Below are 17,505 nucleotides of genomic sequence, written 5' to 3'. Positions count from 1 at the left end.
ATAATGCTAAAATTCGTTTTGACAAGCGCTGCTCTTATTTTAAAGATTTTATGGAACACGCTCGCAAACAGGAACATGAGCTGCTGATAGAATTGGATCGTCTTTCAATGAATTACGTATTCAATCATAATGAGCCGGAAAATGCGCATAGTCTGGACGATATGCTGAAACGCATCGAAAAATGGTATCAGGGCTATGAGAAACGTGATGAAGAAACGATTATCTGTTACTCCGAATATTATTCCCGGATGCTTGAAAATTTGAAGAATCTGGCTGATATCGAAAAGCGGCAAAAGGAAATTTTCGACAGCGTGGCATCGCTGTTCAAGGATGAACAGGATGCAAAACAGGCCATTCAGAATTTTGACGCTGAAATGCATCGTTTGAAACGATCGATTGACAACCTCAACTTGCCCGGCCTTTCCAGCGAATATCAGCAGTATTTCTTGAAAGTTTCGACTGAAATCGTCGATCTGGCCAACGATCTGGGCAAGATTCAAGTCGACATGGATCAGATTGAGCATGATCTGATCAATACTCAATCCGATCTTGACGTTTTGGAGAAAAAGACCCAGGAGATAATCGATGCATCAACATTGGCCCAGGAGTGCATCCAGTATGCCAACCGATACCGGGGCGAGTCAGAAGAAGTGGCCAAGGCTCAGGAAGAGGCAATCAGACTGTTTGAAAAGTGCGATTACATAAAATCGCTTGACACGATTGCACATATTTTGGAAAAAGTCGATGAAAACTCGTATCGCAGAATTGAAGCAGGCTACAAGAAAAAGAGCAGATATCAAAGATAGATGCGTGAAAATCGGAAATTTTGCTTTATAAGGGTGACATTTGCGTCATCCTTTTTTGCTTGTATTTTGGTAGTTGATTGGTTAGAATTAAAAGGAATGTCAATGTAAAAGAGAGGGTATGCAGAAAATGTACTTTGACAATAGTGCCACGACGAAAATAGATCCGCAGGTTTTGCAAACGTATCAGACGGTTTGCGAAAAAGTCTGGGGCAATCCCTCATCCTTGCATAATCTGGGAGAACATGCCTTTAATCTGCTTGAACAGGCAAGAAAGCAGGTTGCTGATTTGATTGGAAGAAAGCAGGATGAGATTTTCTTTACCAGCGGCGGGACTGAAAGCGACAACTGGGCAATCAAGGGAACTGCCATTGAAAAGCATATTTACGGGAAGCACTTGATTACGTCAAGCGTTGAGCACCCTGCCGTCATCAATACGATGAAGCAATTGGAAAAGCTGGGTTTTGAAGTGACTTATCTTCCGGTTGACAGGGAAGGCCGGGTCAGCTGCGAGGATTTGAGAAAGGCAATCAGAAAAGATACGATTCTTGTTTCGATCATGGCGGTCAATAATGAAGTCGGATCCATTCAGCCGATTGATGAGATTGCTGAAGTTTTGAAAGATTATCCTAAAATTCATTTTCACGTCGATGCCGTTCAGGCGGTCGGAAAGGGCCTTGGCAAGATGCTTGAAAACGAGCGAATCGACCTGATGTCGTTTTCCGGTCATAAATTTCATGCACCGCGCGGGATTGGATTCATGTACAAGAAAGAAGGCAGAATGATCGCTCCGCTGTTGACTGGCGGTGGACAAGAGAAAAATCTGCGCAGCGGAACCGAAAATCTGCCTGCAATTGCGGCAATGGCAAAAGCTTTGAGACTTGTGGTCGAAAATGAGGACGAATATTCAAAACGTCAGCAGAAAATTAAGGAAAAAATTTATGATCACGTGGAAAAATTCGACAAAGCAGTCATCTTCTCCGGTCGCGACAAGAATTTTGCACCGCACGTGCTTTGCTTTGCAATCAAGGGCGTCAGAGGCGAGACGATTGTCCATGCTTTTGAAGACAAGGGCATTTACATTTCAACGACAAGCGCATGCTCATCCAAGAAGCATACGGTTTCGTCGACGCTTCATTCGATTGGAATTGATGATGGAACTGCAACTTCTGCGGTTCGAGTCAGTCTCGATGAAAACAATACGCTTGAAGAGGCGGAAGAATTCAACAGGGTCTTTGATGAGTTATATGAAAAATTTCAGATAATCAACTCTTAAACCATTGAAAGGAAACAATATGCAATATACTGAAATCATGGTTCGTTACGGCGAACTGTCAACAAAAGGCAAGAACAGGCGAAACTTCATCGACCGTTTGGGATTCAACGTGCGTTCCGCAATGCACGATTTTCCGGAACTGGTCGTTAAGGCTCACCGTGACCGGATGCACATCTATTTGAACGGTGAGGATTCCGACAGGGTCATCGAACGTTTAAAGCAGGTTTTCGGGATACAAAACTTTTCACCGTCGGTCAGGGTTGAACGTGACGTTGAAGCCGTAAAGGAAAAAGCGGTTGAAATGATCAGGGAAAAGTTCTTTGACGGAATGACGTTCAAGGTGAATACAAGACGCTCCGATCACCATTTTGTCTACGATACGAACGAATTGAACGAAATGATTGGCGGCTTCGTGCTTCAAAACGTCCCGGGCCTCAAGGTTAAGATGAAGGATCCGGATATTACGCTGCGTGTCGAGGTTCGCTGCGACGGCATCTATTTGTCTCATGAAAAAATCCAGGGTGCCGGCGGACTGCCGGTCGGCACCGCCGGACGCGCAATGCTGATGCTTTCAGGCGGCATCGATTCTCCGGTTGCGGGATACCTTGCAATGAAGCGTGGCGTTGACATTGAAATGGTTCACTTCTTCAGTCCGCCGTACACGAGTGAACAGGCTTTGAACAAGGCCAAGGAACTGACGGCCAAACTGACGCCTTACGTCGGAAGAATTCAGTTCATCGAGGTCCCGTTTACCGAAATTCAGGAAACGGTCAAGCATGACGTGCCTTCCGGGTACCTGATGACGATTCAGCGCCGGTTCATGCTCAGGCTGACGGAGGCATTAGCCAGAAAACGCGGCGGTCTGGCAATTTTCAACGGTGAGGCTTTGGGTCAGGTTGCTTCACAGACACTTGAAAGCATGGCTGCCATTAACGATGTGACGACGATGCCTGTCCTGCGTCCAGTTGTTTCAATGGATAAAAATGAAATCATCAAGATTGCTCAGAAAATTGATACGTTTGACTTGTCAATCATGCCGTTTGAGGATTGCTGCACCGTTTTCGCGCCTCCTGCTCCGAAGACAAAGCCGAAAATTGATCGCGCACGTTATTACGAGAGCCGTTTAGACGTCGACGGCTTGATTCAGCGTGCTCTGGACGGAGTCAAAGTGACGAACATTCAAATTGGTGATTCTTTCCTGAATGATTCCGAACAGGCATTTTCAGAATTGCTGTAATTAGGCATAATTAAATTTAATTTTAGCTTGACGCGCTGTGTCAACAAGGCTAAAATACTCGTATAAGCTTTGAACAAGAGGATTCAGACATGACGTTTTAAAGAGAGAAACGGGTTGGTGGAACGTTTTAACCGTTGTCTGGATTGTAGCTTGTGAGCTGTCAGACTGAACCAGCAGTAGGTCTGACCGGATATCAGTTCGTTAACATGAATTAAAGCGGGGCATTAAAGCCCAATTTAGGTGGTACCACGGCACTGTCGTCCTATTAAGGGACGGCAGTGTTTTTTTATTTGAATGGACTGGTAAGGATCACTGCATTTGACAAAGGAAAGGAAGAAACTCAATGGCAAAAGATATTGAAATGTCAACCAAATACAATCCGAGTCAAGTTGAACCCGGACGTTACGAACAATGGGTAAACGACGGATTGTTCAAGCCGAGCGGAGACAGGAAGGCCAAGCCTTATTCAATTGTGATTCCGCCTCCGAACGTAACCGGCAAGCTTCATCTGGGACATGCCTGGGACACGACTTTGCAGGACATGCTGATCAGGCAGAAACGCATGCAGGGGTTTGATACGCTGTGGCTTCCTGGAATGGATCACGCCGGGATCGCAACGCAGGCAAAAGTTGAAGCCCGCCTTGCAGAGCAGGGAATTTCACGCTATGATCTTGGACGGGAAAAATTCGTTGACAAAGTCTGGGAATGGAAGGACGAATATGCAGGCATCATCAAGCAGCAGTGGGCAAAGCTGGGACTTTCGCTTGACTACGACCGTGAACGCTTTACTTTGGACGAAGGATTATCCAAGGCCGTTCGCAAGGTGTTTGTTGCCCTTTATAAAAAAGGCCTGATTTATCGCGGTGAATATATCATCAACTGGGATCCGAAGGCAAGAACTGCGCTTTCAGACATTGAAGTCGTTCACCAGGATGACAAGGGTGCCTTCTATCATGTGAAATATCCGTTCGTTGATTCGGAGTATACTTTCAATGGAAAGCATTATATTGAAATTGCAACGACGCGTCCGGAAACGATGATGGGCGACGTTGCGGTTGCCGTTAATCCGAGCGATGAACGTTATAAGGATCTTGTCGGCAAGGAAGTGGTCCTTCCGCTTCAAGGCCGACACATTCCGATTATTGCCGATCAGTACGTCGATCCTGAGTTTGGGACGGGGATGGTCAAGATTACGCCGGCTCATGACCCTAACGACTTTGAAGTCGGCAATCGTCATGATCTGGAACGAATCAATACGATGAACGATGATGCGACGATGAATGAAAATGCGGGCAAGTATTGTGGACTTGACCGCTTTGAAGCACGCAAGGCAATCGTTTCCGATCTTCAGGACCAGGGATACATGATCAACATCGAACCAATCGTTCATAGCGTCGGTCATTCGGAAAGGACCGGGGTTCAGGTTGAAGCACGTCTTTCAACGCAATGGTTCGTCAAGATGAAACCGTTGGCAGAAGCTGCCTTGAAAAACCAGGAAACGGATGATGCCGTTAAATTTGTTCCCGAACGTTTTGAAAAGACGTTTACGCAATGGATGGAAAACGTTCATGACTGGGTTATTTCACGTCAGCTCTGGTGGGGACATCAGATTCCTGCCTGGTACAACAAGAAGACGGGCGAGACTTACGTTGGTGAAGAAGCACCGGAAGACATCGAGAACTGGGAACAGGATACTGATGTTTTGGATACTTGGTTCTCAAGCGCTTTGTGGCCGTTTTCGACAATGGGCTGGCCCGATACCGAATCAGAAGATTTTAAGCGCTACTTCCCAACGGATACGTTGGTCACAGGTTATGACATCATCTTCTTCTGGGTATCCCGCATGATTTTCCAAAGTCTTGAATTTACGGGACGCCGGCCGTTCAAACATGTTTTGCTGCATGGTTTGATTCGTGATGAACAGGGGCGCAAGATGAGCAAGTCTCTTGGTAACGGAATCGATCCGATGGACGTCATCGACAAGTACGGCGCCGATGCGTTGCGCTGGTTCCTCTCCACGGGGTCGACGCCGGGACAGGACGTCCGCTTCTCATACACGAAGATGGATGCTGCCTGGAACTTCATCAACAAGATTTGGAACGCCAGCCGCTTTGTAATCATGAACCTTGACGACGACACGAAGGCAGAGCTCCCTGAAAAGAGCGAATGGCAGCTTTCTGACAAGTGGATTCTGAGCCGCCTGAACAACACCGTCAGGGAAGTCACACGCCTGTTTGACGGCTTTGAATTCGGTGAAGCAGGACGTGCCCTCTACAACTTCATCTGGAACGACTTCTGTGACTGGTACATCGAAATGGCCAAGGAAGACCTGAACGGTTCAAACGAAAAATCAAAACGCAATACGCAAAACATCTTGTGCTATGTGCTTGATCAGACGTTGCGTCTGATGCACCCGATTATGCCGTTCGTAACCGAAAAGATCTGGCTGACGATGCCGCATGACGGAAAATCGCTCGTTACGGCTGCTTACCCGGTCGAACACCCTGAATTTGACAATCCGGAAGCAGAAAAGCAGATGGATAACCTGATTGAACTTATCAAAGCGGTCAGAAACAGCCGTGCTTCAGTCAATGCGCCGATGTCAAGCGCAATCGACATTTTGATTAGGACGACTTCAGAAACGACTAAAGACGTCTTTGAGGCAAACATTGAATACATCAATCGCTTCTGCCATCCAAAGAAGCTTGAAATCGGAGCAGACGTTCCGGCACCAGCGCTTTCAATGACATCTGTCATTACCGGTGCAGAAGTGTATCTGCCGCTGGCTGATCTGATTGACTTGAATGAAGAACATGCAAGACTTGAAAAGGAAGCTTCAAAACTTGAAAAAGAGGTCGAACGCGGTGAAAGGAAACTTTCAAACGAACGTTTCGTCGCAAACGCTCCGGCAGAGGTCGTAAACAGCGAAAAGGAAAAGCTTGCTGATTATAAGAACAAGCTTGAAGCTACCAGACTTCGAATCGAGCAGCTTGAAAAGGAAATGTAGTTCGGAAGATGCGTTGTGAAAAGTCGGGATTTTCCCCGGCTTTTTATTTTGCCTGCTTTGTCATGGTATAATTTGGATGTGCAGGCGATGATTACAAGAAGACAATCGCTGACGTTAAAGACGGGCAAGGACGATGATGTTCATGAACAAGAGGTGCAGTCAATGTCAAAAATGAGTTACGATGAGGCCGTTTCGTTTATTCACGGCAGAAGAAAGTTTACGAAGGATCCTTCGCTGGTCAAAATGAGAAGGATGACCGAACTGATGGGAAATCCTGAAAAGAAACTGAAGTTGATTCACGTTACGGGAACGAACGGGAAAGGGTCAGTGACCGCATATTTGCGAGAATTGCTGATGTCTCACGGATATCGCGTCGGGACGTTCACGTCCCCTTTTATCGTCAGGTTCAATGAGCGGATCGCAATTGACGGCAAGATGATTCCCGATAATGAGCTGGTTGAAGAAGTCGAACGCATCAAGCCCGTCATTGAAAGGATTGATGATGAGTTTGAAAATGACGGTCCAAAGGAATTTGAAGTTTTAACGGCAATAATGCTCGATTATTTTGCAAGAATGGAAGTTGACTATGCAGTCGTTGAGGTTGGAATCGGCGGAACGTACGATTCGACCAACATTATCGACCCGCTTGTTTCAGTCATTACGACGGTCGCGATGGATCACGCAAAGATTTTGGGGGACACGATTGCAAAGGTGGCGGAAAACAAGGCAGGAATCATTAAGCGAAAACGGCCGGTCGTCATCGGAAGATTGCCAAAAGAAGCGCTTGAAGTCGTTTTAAGCAGGGCAAAAGCTCAAAACAGCCGTGTTTATCAGCCTGAGATTGACTATCGAGCGAGGTTTGAAGAAAGCCCCGATCATTTTTGGGGAGAAAGTTTCACATATGAATTTGAAAAGGAAAAGTGGCCGCTTCAAGGGACGGGATTGTTCGGGAATTTTCAAGTCGACAATGCGGCTTGCGCATTGACGGCGTTCAATGTTTTGTCAGAAATCGAGGAAATCAAAATCAATCGTCAAAAGGCCGGTGAAGCCCTGGAAAATACCCGGTGGCCGGGTCGATTTGAAAGAATTCAGGAGAATCCGCTGATTGTTTTGGACGGTGCCCATAATCCTTCCGCCATGGAAGAAATTGAAAAAACGCTTGAAACAAATTTCAAGGGCAGGAAAATTACGGTTGTTTTGGGAATTTTAGCTGATAAAAGTTCAGATGAGATGCTTGAGGTATTGCTTAAAAATCCAAAAGCAAGTATAATTTTGACTGGATTTGACGGCCCAAGACAAGTGGCCAGTCCGAAAAAACTGCATGAAAGACATCCGCGAACAATTGAAATCGATGACTGGCAGGAAGCGCTTGAAACAGCGCTTATGCAAGACAGTGACTTAATTTTAGTGTCTGGCTCGCTGTATTTCATAGCGGACGTTAGAAAGCATATATTAGAACGAGGTGGACTCAAATGAGTGTTGAACTGGTTATTTTTGACATGGACGGCGTTGTGATTGATTCGGAAAAGGTTTATTTCGAAGCAAACAGACTGGCAGCGGAAGAACTTGGAATCGACGGCTTTACAATGGATTATTATCGCCAGTTTGTTGGTGCCGGAACGGAAAACATGATTAATAAAATGACTGAAGATTATGGTGACAGAATGCTGATTGAAAAATTCATCAAACTCAGCATGGATAAGATATATCCTGTCGTTGAGGCCGGAAAACTCGCATTGCGTCCTGGCTTTACCGAATTATCGGCATATCTTCAGGAAAAGGGGATTCCGTTTACGCTTGCTTCAAGCAATTATAAGAAGGACATTTTGTATTATCTGGACAAGGTCGGGGTCAAAGATGACTTCAAGCACATTATTTCGGCAGACGACGTTAAAAAAGCCAAGCCGGCACCTGACATTTTCAATGCTGCGTGGAAAATTTCAGGAAGTCCCGAAAAAGAAGAAACGCTGATTATCGAAGATTCTCATAATGGCATTTTAGCTGCAAACAATGCCGGTATTCCCGTAATCATGGTTCCCGACATCATTCCGGCCGGATCTTTTGAACGGGAGAACACCGTGGCCGTGTTGGATGATCTCGTTTGTGTGAAAAATTATATCGAAATGGCAAATAAATAGAATATTTCCCCTCTGATTTACGAATTTATGTATTGAGAGGGGGAAATATCATGAGTTTGGTCAATGAGGTTTCAAGCAAGTATTTAACGGGACGGATAAAGCGTTTTGGCGTGCAGTCTCTGTCGGACAGGGAACTTTTGTATTATTTGCTCAACGTAAAAATGCAGGACAAGAAGGCTTCAGAAGCATGCAATGCATTTTTCAAGGACTTTTCAGGCTTGTTTCAGATTAAGGATTTTGTTCCTGAAAACTGGGAGCTTTTGCTTGGAAATGATGAGCAGTCGATTTTGATGGAGGCTATCTGTGAATTCTCCAAAAGGATGAAATGTCAGTTTAAATTGCCTTTGGGACAGTTTTGCTCAAGTTCTGTAGTCGGAAGATACATGATTGATGTTTTGGGGGATGAAAAGCAGGAATCGCTGGTTTGCTTTTTTCTTGATACAAAAAATCAGGTTTTGGAGCAGAAGAAAATCTTCAAAGGGACTCTGAATTCGGCAACGGTCCATCCAAGGGAAATTTTCAAGGAAGCCCTGAGACTCAGCACTGCCCGCATAATCGTCGTGCACAATCATCCAAGCGGTGATACGACGCCTTCTGAAAATGATCTCAGCTTGACAAAGAGGCTGGAAGAATGCGGGCATCTTCTGGGAATTGAACTGCTGGACCATATCATTGTCGGAAACAGCTCGTATCTCAGCATGCGTGAAGAAAATATTATCGGATAAGTGAAAGAGAGGATTTTAATGCTTAGAGGAACGGTTCATTTTTTTGACAAGAAAAAAGGGTATGGATTTATTACGCCTGACGAAGGAAAAGAGGATGTTTTCGTACATTTTTCAGCACTGGTCGGTTCAGGTTTCAAGACTTTGGAAGAAGGACAGCGCGTCGAATTTTGCGAAGTCGAAGGCAGGAAAAGCTTTCAAGCGGCAACGGTGAAAGTCATTAATGGTTAAGTTTTCTTAAAATATTTTAAAGATAGGCCTTTCAGACAGATTTTCAAGTTTCAGCAATTCAATTGAGACTGGATGTATGCTATAATAAACCGCGTGAATTATTTTGAAAACGTATTGGAAACAATAGGTTTCAATGATACAATTGAAATAGACTGAAATTATTGCTCAGATAATGAGAAACATGAAGGGATGGAACATCGTGTTCGGAATCGGAACAAAAAATATTGGTATCGATTTAGGTACAGCAAATACAATCGTTTATGCTGAAGGAAAGGGAATCGTTTTGCGCGAACCTTCAGTTGTAGCTAAGAATACAAAGACGGGCGAAATCGTTTCCGTCGGTTCGGAAGCTCGTGACATGATTGGTCGTACGCCTGCAAGCATTGTGGCCATTCGCCCGATGAAGGACGGAGTTATTGCTGATTATGATACAACGGTTGCCATGATGAAGTATTATATCGAAAAAGCACTTGGTCACAAGGGTTCAAAGCCATATGTGATGGTTTGTGTTCCCAGCGGGGTTACGGAAGTTGAAAAGCGCGCCGTTATCGATGCGACAAGAATTGCCGGGGCTCGTGATGCCTATGTCATTGAAGAGCCTTTTGCAGCAGCTATCGGAGCAGGACTTCCGGTGATGGATCCTACGGGCAGCATGGTTGTTGATATTGGTGGCGGTACAACTGACGTAGCAACGATTTCTCTTGGAGGAATAGTTTCCAGCCGTTCGATTCGCATGGCCGGTGATAAAATTGATGATTCAATCATCTACTATGTTCGCAAGAACTACAATTTGCTGATTGGTGAGAGAACTGCCGAACAACTTAAGATTGACGTTGCTTCTGCTTCGGTCGAATCTGCAAAACAGCTTGATTCGCAAACGATTCGCGGCCGCGATCTTGTTACGGGTCTTCCCAAAACGATTGAAATCAAGGCTGAAGACGTTGCTGAAGCCATTCAAGAGGTTATTGAAGAGATTATTACGGCTATTAAAGAAACTCTTGAAGAAACATCGCCTGAAATTGCTGCCGACGTTATCGATCACGGAATCGTCCTGACGGGCGGTGGCGCATTGCTTCGTCATTTGCCGGATGTCATTTCCGAAGCAACTAAGGTTCCGGTATTTGTTGCTCAGGATCCGCTTGACTGTGTTGCGGTCGGTACCGGCGAATCATTGAAGAATATCGATGTAATGAAGAAAAACTAAAATTGACGATTGAGTCGTTTCATTAGGAGGTTGGGTTTGATCGTCCAGCCTCTTAATTTTTATGAGGTGAAATTATGCAGAAGTTCTTTTTCAATAAAAAGCTTGTTGTGACACTGATCGGCTTGATTGTCAGCTTTTTGCTGATTGCATTTTCAATCGGTGTGCGCAATAATCGTTCAATGCCACCATTTGTCGTTCAATTCGGAAACGAGGCGGCCGGAGTCGTCAATGCTGTAGTCAGCTATCCGGTTAATGGCATTGCCAAAGCGGGCAACACAGTGTCTGACTTGTTAAATACGTACGAAGAAAATCAGAAACTGAAAAAAGAAGTCGACAGTTTGGCCTCACAACGTGTTGAAAATCAAACATTGGCAAAAGAAAACAAACAGCTCAAACAGCAGCTGAAACTTAATAAAAGTCTGACTGACTACGATAAAATCAGTGCTTATGTTCTTTCGAGAACGCCTTCGGCATGGCAAAATCAAGTCATTATTTCGAAGGGCAGGACGGCGGGCGTCGTCAAGAATGCGGCCGTTATGTCAAAGGAAGGCCTTGTCGGACGCGTCGTTGAAGTCAATCAGACAAACAGCAAGGTTGAGCTTTTATCGACTGAAAATGATGATGCCAATCGTTTTGCCGTCCAGTTGATCAATTCCAAGGACGAGACGGTAAACGGATTGATTACTGGTTACAATTCAGAAAAGAACGAATTGATTATGGGACAGGTCACGTCAAAGGTCAAAATCAAAAAAGGCACGAGCGTCATTACGTCAGGAATGGGAGGAAATACTCCCAAGGGGCTGTTGGTCGGAAAGGTTGTCCGGGTAGCTGACGATGATTATGGCCTGCCTTCAAAAATTTACATCAAACCCGCAGCTGACATGACTGATCTTAGTGTCGTTACAGTTGCGAAAAGGACAGATTAGGGGTGAGCAGATGGAAACGTCAAAAATGAAGTACGTCTTTCCTGTCGGCTTGTTTCTGGCATTCTTACTTGACGGAACGCTTTCGAATATTCTTTCGAGTCAAATGTTTACCTCCCATGTCGCAATTGAAAGCCGGCTGATTTTGTTCTGGTTCGTGATGGCCGTTTTTTACGGCGATGAAAAAATCGGCCGTATCTATGTCTGGGCTTTTCTTTCAGGGTTGCTTTTTGATGTGTACTACACTGGTTTTTTAGGAATAATGACCATCATTATTCCTTTCATCGTATATTTGAATCGTGAGTCAACGCAATTTTTCGGAAGAGCCTCATTTATTATGGTACTATTGATATATCTGATAGATATTACGATTTTGACTGCAATGAATTACTTTGCATTTGCATTGATCGGACAAGCAGCGACTCGGTTTGACGAATTTGTGATGCGCGTTCTCTGGCCGACTCTGGTCTACAATATCGCATTATTTGTAATTTTGTTCGTTCCTGTCAAAAAGATTTTTACGGGCATATCGTAATCGATGAGGGGGAATTTTGAATGCCGTCAGTCATTTTAAAAGGTCACAAAGAAGGGTATGAGTTTATTCTTAAAGATGTGAGCTCATTTGGCGAAATAAAAAAAGAAATTGATGAAATTTTAAAAAAAGTTCAAAATGAGAAAATGTCAAAAGGTGACAAGCTGACTTTTTCATTAAACACGGGTAACAGGCTGCTCAATCAAGAGCAACGAACGGAGATTGAGGAAATATTCGAAAATTATCCGCGTTTTTCAATTCGCAAACTGAATGCTGATGTTATTTCGAAAGAAAGCTTTATCGAGTTTTTGGATGGCAGAACAATTCATCTGTGCTGCGAAATCGTCAGAAACGGCCAGATTAAGGAAATGAACGGAGATGTTCTGTTTTGCGGATCGGTTCATGAGGGCGGCATTTTAAAAGCAACCGGCAGCATTTTTGTTTTGGGAAATGTTGAGGGAATTATTCATGCAGGGGCAAAAAATGATGCTCTTGCTGTCGTATGCGGCAATCTGGCCCATGCGCAGCAGGTAAGAATTGCCGATTTGGTTGAGATTGTTTCTGAAACCGAGTATGAAGACAGGCAAAAATTAATCTACGTAAATGATTTGCATGCGCTTGATACGGCTGAAGTTACAGAACTCAAGACGATTCGGCCAAAAGTATTTACACAAAATGGAGGCTTGATTTGATGGGAAGAGCGATTGTAATTACGTCCGGAAAAGGCGGCGTCGGTAAGACGACGACAACGGCCAATCTTGGGTCCGCTTTGGCTTTAATGGGCAAAAAGGTTATCATGCTTGATCTTGATATCGGTTTGCGAAATCTGGATGTTGTGCTGGGACTTGACAATCGTATTATTTACGATATTGTCGACGTTGCCAGGGGAAGGTGCAAGCTTCATCAGGCCATTATCAAGGATAAGCGTTTTGAAGACAGGCTTTTCCTGCTTCCGGCTGCGCAAAATACAGATAAGTCTGCGATTGAGCCGGATGAGGTCAAAGCAATCGTTGCTGAGCTGAAGAGTGATTTTGACTATATTTTGCTTGACTGCCCTGCTGGGATTGAACAGGGCTTTACCAATTCGGTTGCCGGTGCTGATGAAGCCATTGTTGTTTCAACGCCCGAAATTTCTGCGGTCAGAGATGCCGATCGAGTAGTCGGTCTGCTTGAGCAGGCTGATCTTGACGAGCCGCCGATGCTTGTTATCAATCGCATTAAGAAACAAATGGTCAATGACGGCACGATGATGGATGTTGATGAGATTACTCACCATCTTTCAATTAAATTGATTGGAATTGTCTTTGACGATGATGAGGTTATCGGAACTTCCAACAAGGGCGAACCAATCGTTTTGAATGAAAAGAGTCCTGCTTCAAGGGGCTATCGAAACATAGCCCGTCGGCTTGAGGGACAGGCCGTCCCTTTGATGACGCTGAAAGAGAGTGATGAAAGCGGCTTTTTCGGCAAAATAGCATCATGGTTCAAAAAGAAGTGATGATTGAATGTTAGTCTGTATGAAAATTCATATTCAGAATGATGTTGAGCGGAAGAGTAGGTTGATGAGTCGTTAAGAGAGTTCCTGTTGCTGCGAAGGAATCGATGATTTTTCCGAACCACACCCGTGAGTTAGCGAAGAAATTCGCTCGGATGTCCCGTTATCGGCAACAAGTCATCGACTTGCTGAGGCCGGCCTCGTGAGAGGTCAGCGAATCGGAGGTGGAACCGCGCAACAACGCCCTCTTGGAATTTTCCAAGAGGGTTTTTTAATTTTCCAGGGGGTTCACGTATGAATTATATATTTGAAATTATGCCGTCTTTGTTGGATGGAACGGAGATGACGCTTTCAATCTTCGTGTTGACGCTTGTTTTTTCATTGCCTTTGGGGTTGATTTGCGCACTCGGAAGGTGTTCCAGATTTAAGATATTAAATGCCGTTTTGCGTTTCTATATTTGGTTGATGCGCGGAACGCCGTTGCTTTTGCAATTGATTTTCGTGTTTTATGGTCTTCCGCTTTTAGGAACCGGAATCGTGCTTCCAAGATATGTGGCCGCATTGGTGGCATTTGTTTTAAATTATACGGCATATTTTGCAGAAATTTTTCGTGGCGGACTGCAGTCGATTGACCGCGGTCAATATGAAAGCGCCAGGGTTTTAAGGCTGACTTATTGGCAGACCATCAGAAAGATCATTGCGCCTCAGGTTATGAAAATAGTCGTTCCTTCAATCGGAAATGAGGTAATCAATCTTATTAAGGATTCAAGCTTGGTTTACGTGATTGGACTTGGCGATCTTCTCCGTGCCGGGAACGTTGCTTCGAGTCGGGATGTTTCCTTGGTTCCGCTTGTTCTGGTCGGAATAATCTATTTGGCGCTGACGGCCGTCTTTACCTGGATGTTGCAAAAAATCGAAACAGTATACGGAAAATGGAAGTAAGGGGGCATTTGAATGCTTGAACTCAAAAATATCAAGAAGAGTTTTTCCGGAAGAAGGATTCTTAACGGAATCAGTCTTAAGGTGTCTGACGGTGAGATTATGTGCATTGTCGGACAGTCCGGCGGAGGAAAAACGACCCTTTTGAGATGTATCAGCGGATTAGAGCAAATTGACGAAGGTGAAATGCTGCTTGACGGGAAAAGGTTTGACCCAATTTCTTCAAAAGATGCTCTCATCGGAGTCGTCTTTCAGGAGTACAATCTTTTTCCTCATTTGTCGGTTTTGGAAAACGTGACTTTAGCGCCAAAAATCGCCTTAAAGGAAGATCCGCAGGCAGTTGAAAAAGAAGCTCGTCAATTGTTGAAAAAACTGGCTCTGGAGGGCAAGGAAAACCTTTATCCGTATCAGCTTTCAGGAGGGCAAAAACAACGGGTTGCCATTGCAAGGGCACTTGCGATGCATCCTGAAATCTTGTGCTATGACGAACCGACAAGCGCTCTTGATCCTGGATTGAGGGACAAGGTCAGGGACATTATCTTGAATTTAAAGAATGAATCGATGACGCAGATTATAGTGACGCATGATCTTGATTTTGCAAGGGAGATAGCTGACGATATTTTGAAAGTCAGACCTGTTTCATAGGGGTGATTGATGTGAAAAAGAAAAGCTACATTGGAATATGCTTGTTTTTAGCTCTTTTTTTGCTGGGAGGATGTTCAAACTCAAAATCAAGGGCTGAAAAAGTAGACAATTGGGCTGGAATCAGACATCGCGGAACGGTCGTCGTCGGTTTGGATGACAGCTTCGTACCGATGGACTTTCGTCAAAAAAACGGGCGGCTTGTCGGCTATGACGTTGATTTGGCCAGAGCCGTTTTTAAAAAATGCGGGTTGAAGCCCGATTTTCAGACGATTGACTGGTCAATGAAGGAAACCGAGCTGATGAACGGAACGATTGACGTTATTTGGAATGGCTACAGCAAGACTTCAGAACGGATGAAAAAAGTCGCTTTTTCAAATCCGTATCTTGCAAATGATCAGGTTCTCGTGACAAAAGGGAGAAACGTCAGAACTGTTGCTGATATGAAGGGCAGGACGATCGGTGTTCAAAGCGGATCATCCGGATACGACTGCTATGTTGAATATCCTGAACTGCTTAAAAGGCACGTTCGTAAAACGATTCAATACGATACGTTCAACGATGCCTTTTTAGATCTTGATGCAGGAAGAATTTCGGGAATTGTGACTGACCAGGTATATGCATCGTACGTTATTTCGCATAAAAGCGATCCTTCAAGTTATCACGAACTTTCAGTCGGATATCCTAAGGAAGAGTTCGCGGTCGGAATCAGAAAGGGCGACAGAACACTCAGATTGAAAATCAATCGTGCGCTCAAAGAGCTGAAAAAGGACGGTACGATTAAAAAAATTGACCATAAGTGGTTCGGAAGGAATTTTGTTGACTGACAAATGTCGGTTTTTAGGCTAAAATTAACTGTATAGTCTTTTTAGAAGGGTGATGTGACGGTGAGTACAGTAGTCTGGATAATCATTTTGATTCTATTGTTAAATACGACTGCAGCAATCATTACTGTATTTAAGGAAAAAAGAGACATCGCAGCGACTTGGGCCTGGCTTCTGGTTTTAAACCTTTTGCCGGTAGTTGGATTCGTGATTTACCTGTTTGCCGGAAAGAAAATATCGAAGGAAAAGATTTTTGACTTACGGACTCAGGAACGAACCGGAATCAGTCAGCTTGTTGCTCTGCAAAAGGAGCAGTGGAACGAAAAAGAGCTCATGCCAAGCGACTTGCTGACGGATGAGGCAAGGCAGACCGTCAGAGCTTTGCTTGTGGCTGACGATGCGATTTTGACTAAACATAACGAAGTCAGGGTTTATACAGACGGTCATGAAAAATTCAGAGCGCTGATTGAAGACATCAAAAAGGCCAAAGATCATGTGCACGTCGAATATTATTCGTTTTTTTCTGATCAAATCGGGACGGAACTTTTACGTGCGCTGGAGGATGCGTGTTCTCGAGGAGTCGAGGTTCGCATTATCTATGACAGCATGGGCTCCAGGGGACAGCGTCGCGGCTTCTTCAAGCGTCTTGAGAGTTTAGGCGGACGGGCAGAAGTGTTTTTTGGATCAAAAGCGGCTCCCGTTCACAGTCCGCGGCTGAATTATCGGTTGCACCGGAAAATTGTCGTTATTGATGGGAAAATCGGCTATATCGGGGGATTTAACGTTGGCGATCAGTATCTTGGGCTTTCAAAAAAATTCGGCTATTGGCGCGACACGCATTTAAGAATCGTTGGAAATGCCTGTGCCGTTATGCAGTCAAGATTTTTCATGGATTGGAATGCTACGATTGCCAGAACGCGCGAAAAAGATCGATTGGAATATGCCAGTCATTATTTTCCGCTTGAAAAAAGCAGGGGACAAACGAGTATTCAAATTGTATCATCAGGCCCTGATTCTGAAACTGAAGCAATCAGGCTCGGATATTTGAAAATGATCAGTTCGGCCAATGAATACATTTGCATTCAGACTCCTTATCTCATTCCTGATGATGCCGTGATGGACGCGTTGAAACTGGCTGTCTATTCCGGCATCAAAGTAAGGATCATGATCCCTTCGATGCCAGACCACCCGTTTGTCTATCGCGCAACGGAATATTATGCAAGAGAACTTGTTAATAAGGGAGTTGAACTCTATCGTTACGACAACGGTTTTTTGCATGCAAAGACGATGGTAATTGACGGGCAGATTTCATCGGTCGGTTCGGCTAATCTTGATTTTAGGAGCTTTAAACTTAATTTTGAAGGAAATGCCTTTTGCTATGACCGTGATCTGGCAAAGCATTTAACGGATATCTTTGATGAAGATACGAAAAAATGTACAAAATTGACCGAGGAGTATTTTCTCAGGCAGTCTGCCTGGAGGAGATTCAAACAGTATTTTTCAAGGCTTTTATCGCCAATTTTATAACCAAC

At 44.4% G+C, this 17,505-nt stretch carries 17 protein-coding genes and 1 other annotated feature; all 17 genes read left to right on the top strand.

From position 1 onward, the window contains the following. The coding region (locus V7Z60_RS00085) for a septation ring formation regulator EzrA (RefSeq protein ID WP_334115390.1) at positions 1-806 on the top strand (806 nt) is incomplete at its 5' end. 118 nt (positions 807-924) lie between these two features. Continuing rightward, on the top strand, positions 925-2,079 hold the full coding sequence (locus V7Z60_RS00080) for a cysteine desulfurase family protein (RefSeq protein WP_334115389.1): 1,155 nt from the start codon (positions 925-927) through the stop codon (positions 2,077-2,079). Positions 2,080-2,098: 19 nt separating this feature from the next. Beyond that, the gene (gene thiI / locus V7Z60_RS00075; RefSeq protein WP_334115388.1) at positions 2,099-3,316 is read left to right on the top strand and encodes a tRNA uracil 4-sulfurtransferase ThiI; all 1,218 of its coding nucleotides are present in this window, start codon (positions 2,099-2,101) and stop codon (positions 3,314-3,316) included. A 60-nt stretch (positions 3,317-3,376) separates the two neighbouring features. Next, positions 3,377-3,584: a binding site (T-box leader), on the top strand. A gap of 75 nt (positions 3,585-3,659) precedes the next feature. Continuing rightward, positions 3,660-6,323, top strand: coding sequence for a valine--tRNA ligase (locus V7Z60_RS00070; protein ID WP_334115387.1), 2,664 nt, complete (start codon positions 3,660-3,662; stop codon positions 6,321-6,323). Positions 6,324-6,410: 87 nt separating this feature from the next. After that, positions 6,411-7,799, top strand: coding sequence for a bifunctional folylpolyglutamate synthase/dihydrofolate synthase (locus tag V7Z60_RS00065; RefSeq protein ID WP_334115386.1), 1,389 nt, complete (start codon positions 6,411-6,413; stop codon positions 7,797-7,799). Next, complete coding sequence (locus V7Z60_RS00060; protein WP_334115385.1) at positions 7,796-8,461, top strand: HAD family hydrolase; 666 nt, start codon at positions 7,796-7,798, stop codon at positions 8,459-8,461. Before V7Z60_RS00065 ends, V7Z60_RS00060 begins: the two co-directional genes overlap by 4 nt. A 50-nt stretch (positions 8,462-8,511) precedes the next feature. Beyond that, positions 8,512-9,186 carry a RadC family protein gene (radC, locus tag V7Z60_RS00055; protein WP_334115384.1) on the top strand — a complete coding sequence of 225 codons (675 nt, stop codon included), beginning with the start codon at positions 8,512-8,514 and terminating at the stop codon, positions 9,184-9,186. 18 nt (positions 9,187-9,204) lie between these two features. Beyond that, the gene (locus V7Z60_RS00050) at positions 9,205-9,414 is read left to right on the top strand and encodes a cold-shock protein (RefSeq protein ID WP_442918876.1); all 210 of its coding nucleotides are present in this window, start codon (positions 9,205-9,207) and stop codon (positions 9,412-9,414) included. A gap of 199 nt (positions 9,415-9,613) precedes the next feature. Further along, complete coding sequence (locus tag V7Z60_RS00045; protein WP_288719949.1) at positions 9,614-10,618, top strand: rod shape-determining protein; 1,005 nt, start codon at positions 9,614-9,616, stop codon at positions 10,616-10,618. Positions 10,619-10,692: 74 nt separating this feature from the next. Continuing rightward, a complete protein-coding gene (mreC, locus tag V7Z60_RS00040; protein WP_334115383.1) occupies positions 10,693-11,544 on the top strand; it encodes a rod shape-determining protein MreC in 852 nt (283 codons plus the stop codon). Between the two features lie 10 nt (positions 11,545-11,554). Next, the gene (gene mreD / locus V7Z60_RS00035) at positions 11,555-12,076 is read left to right on the top strand and encodes a rod shape-determining protein MreD (protein ID WP_334115382.1); all 522 of its coding nucleotides are present in this window, start codon (positions 11,555-11,557) and stop codon (positions 12,074-12,076) included. A 20-nt stretch (positions 12,077-12,096) separates the two neighbouring features. Further along, positions 12,097-12,765, top strand: coding sequence for a septum site-determining protein MinC (locus V7Z60_RS00030; protein WP_334115381.1), 669 nt, complete (start codon positions 12,097-12,099; stop codon positions 12,763-12,765). Then, a complete protein-coding gene (minD, locus tag V7Z60_RS00025; protein ID WP_334115380.1) occupies positions 12,765-13,571 on the top strand; it encodes a septum site-determining protein MinD in 807 nt (268 codons plus the stop codon). The genes V7Z60_RS00030 and minD overlap by 1 nt, the downstream gene beginning before the upstream one ends. Before the next feature lie 291 nt (positions 13,572-13,862). Then, the gene (locus V7Z60_RS00020; RefSeq protein WP_334115379.1) at positions 13,863-14,510 is read left to right on the top strand and encodes an amino acid ABC transporter permease; all 648 of its coding nucleotides are present in this window, start codon (positions 13,863-13,865) and stop codon (positions 14,508-14,510) included. Between the two features lie 12 nt (positions 14,511-14,522). Continuing rightward, complete coding sequence (locus V7Z60_RS00015) at positions 14,523-15,152, top strand: amino acid ABC transporter ATP-binding protein (RefSeq protein ID WP_334115378.1); 630 nt, start codon at positions 14,523-14,525, stop codon at positions 15,150-15,152. An 11-nt stretch (positions 15,153-15,163) separates the two neighbouring features. Further along, complete coding sequence (locus V7Z60_RS00010; protein ID WP_334115377.1) at positions 15,164-15,976, top strand: amino acid ABC transporter substrate-binding protein; 813 nt, start codon at positions 15,164-15,166, stop codon at positions 15,974-15,976. 60 nt (positions 15,977-16,036) lie between these two features. Next, positions 16,037-17,500 carry a cardiolipin synthase gene (gene cls / locus V7Z60_RS00005; protein WP_334115376.1) on the top strand — a complete coding sequence of 488 codons (1,464 nt, stop codon included), beginning with the start codon at positions 16,037-16,039 and terminating at the stop codon, positions 17,498-17,500. The last annotated feature ends 5 nt before the right edge of the window (positions 17,501-17,505 follow it).

The sequence above is a fragment of the Ligilactobacillus sp. genome (assembly GCF_036846325.1).
In the GTDB taxonomy this organism is placed as follows: domain Bacteria; phylum Bacillota; class Bacilli; order Lactobacillales; family Lactobacillaceae; genus Ligilactobacillus.
This window is presented reverse-complemented; position numbering and strand designations above follow the sequence as displayed.

Coding starts and splice junctions, on each gene's coding strand:
- V7Z60_RS00080 (WP_334115389.1), top strand. CDS start 925: ATGCAGAAAATGTACTTTGACAATAGTGCCACGACGAAAATAGATCCG.
- thiI (WP_334115388.1), top strand. CDS start 2,099: ATGCAATATACTGAAATCATGGTTCGTTACGGCGAACTGTCAACAAAA.
- V7Z60_RS00070 (WP_334115387.1), top strand. CDS start 3,660: ATGGCAAAAGATATTGAAATGTCAACCAAATACAATCCGAGTCAAGTT.
- V7Z60_RS00065 (WP_334115386.1), top strand. CDS start 6,411: ATGATTACAAGAAGACAATCGCTGACGTTAAAGACGGGCAAGGACGAT.
- V7Z60_RS00060 (WP_334115385.1), top strand. CDS start 7,796: ATGAGTGTTGAACTGGTTATTTTTGACATGGACGGCGTTGTGATTGAT.
- radC (WP_334115384.1), top strand. CDS start 8,512: ATGAGTTTGGTCAATGAGGTTTCAAGCAAGTATTTAACGGGACGGATA.
- V7Z60_RS00050 (WP_442918876.1), top strand. CDS start 9,205: ATGCTTAGAGGAACGGTTCATTTTTTTGACAAGAAAAAAGGGTATGGA.
- mreC (WP_334115383.1), top strand. CDS start 10,693: ATGCAGAAGTTCTTTTTCAATAAAAAGCTTGTTGTGACACTGATCGGC.
- mreD (WP_334115382.1), top strand. CDS start 11,555: ATGGAAACGTCAAAAATGAAGTACGTCTTTCCTGTCGGCTTGTTTCTG.
- V7Z60_RS00030 (WP_334115381.1), top strand. CDS start 12,097: ATGCCGTCAGTCATTTTAAAAGGTCACAAAGAAGGGTATGAGTTTATT.
- minD (WP_334115380.1), top strand. CDS start 12,765: ATGGGAAGAGCGATTGTAATTACGTCCGGAAAAGGCGGCGTCGGTAAG.
- V7Z60_RS00020 (WP_334115379.1), top strand. CDS start 13,863: ATGAATTATATATTTGAAATTATGCCGTCTTTGTTGGATGGAACGGAG.
- V7Z60_RS00015 (WP_334115378.1), top strand. CDS start 14,523: ATGCTTGAACTCAAAAATATCAAGAAGAGTTTTTCCGGAAGAAGGATT.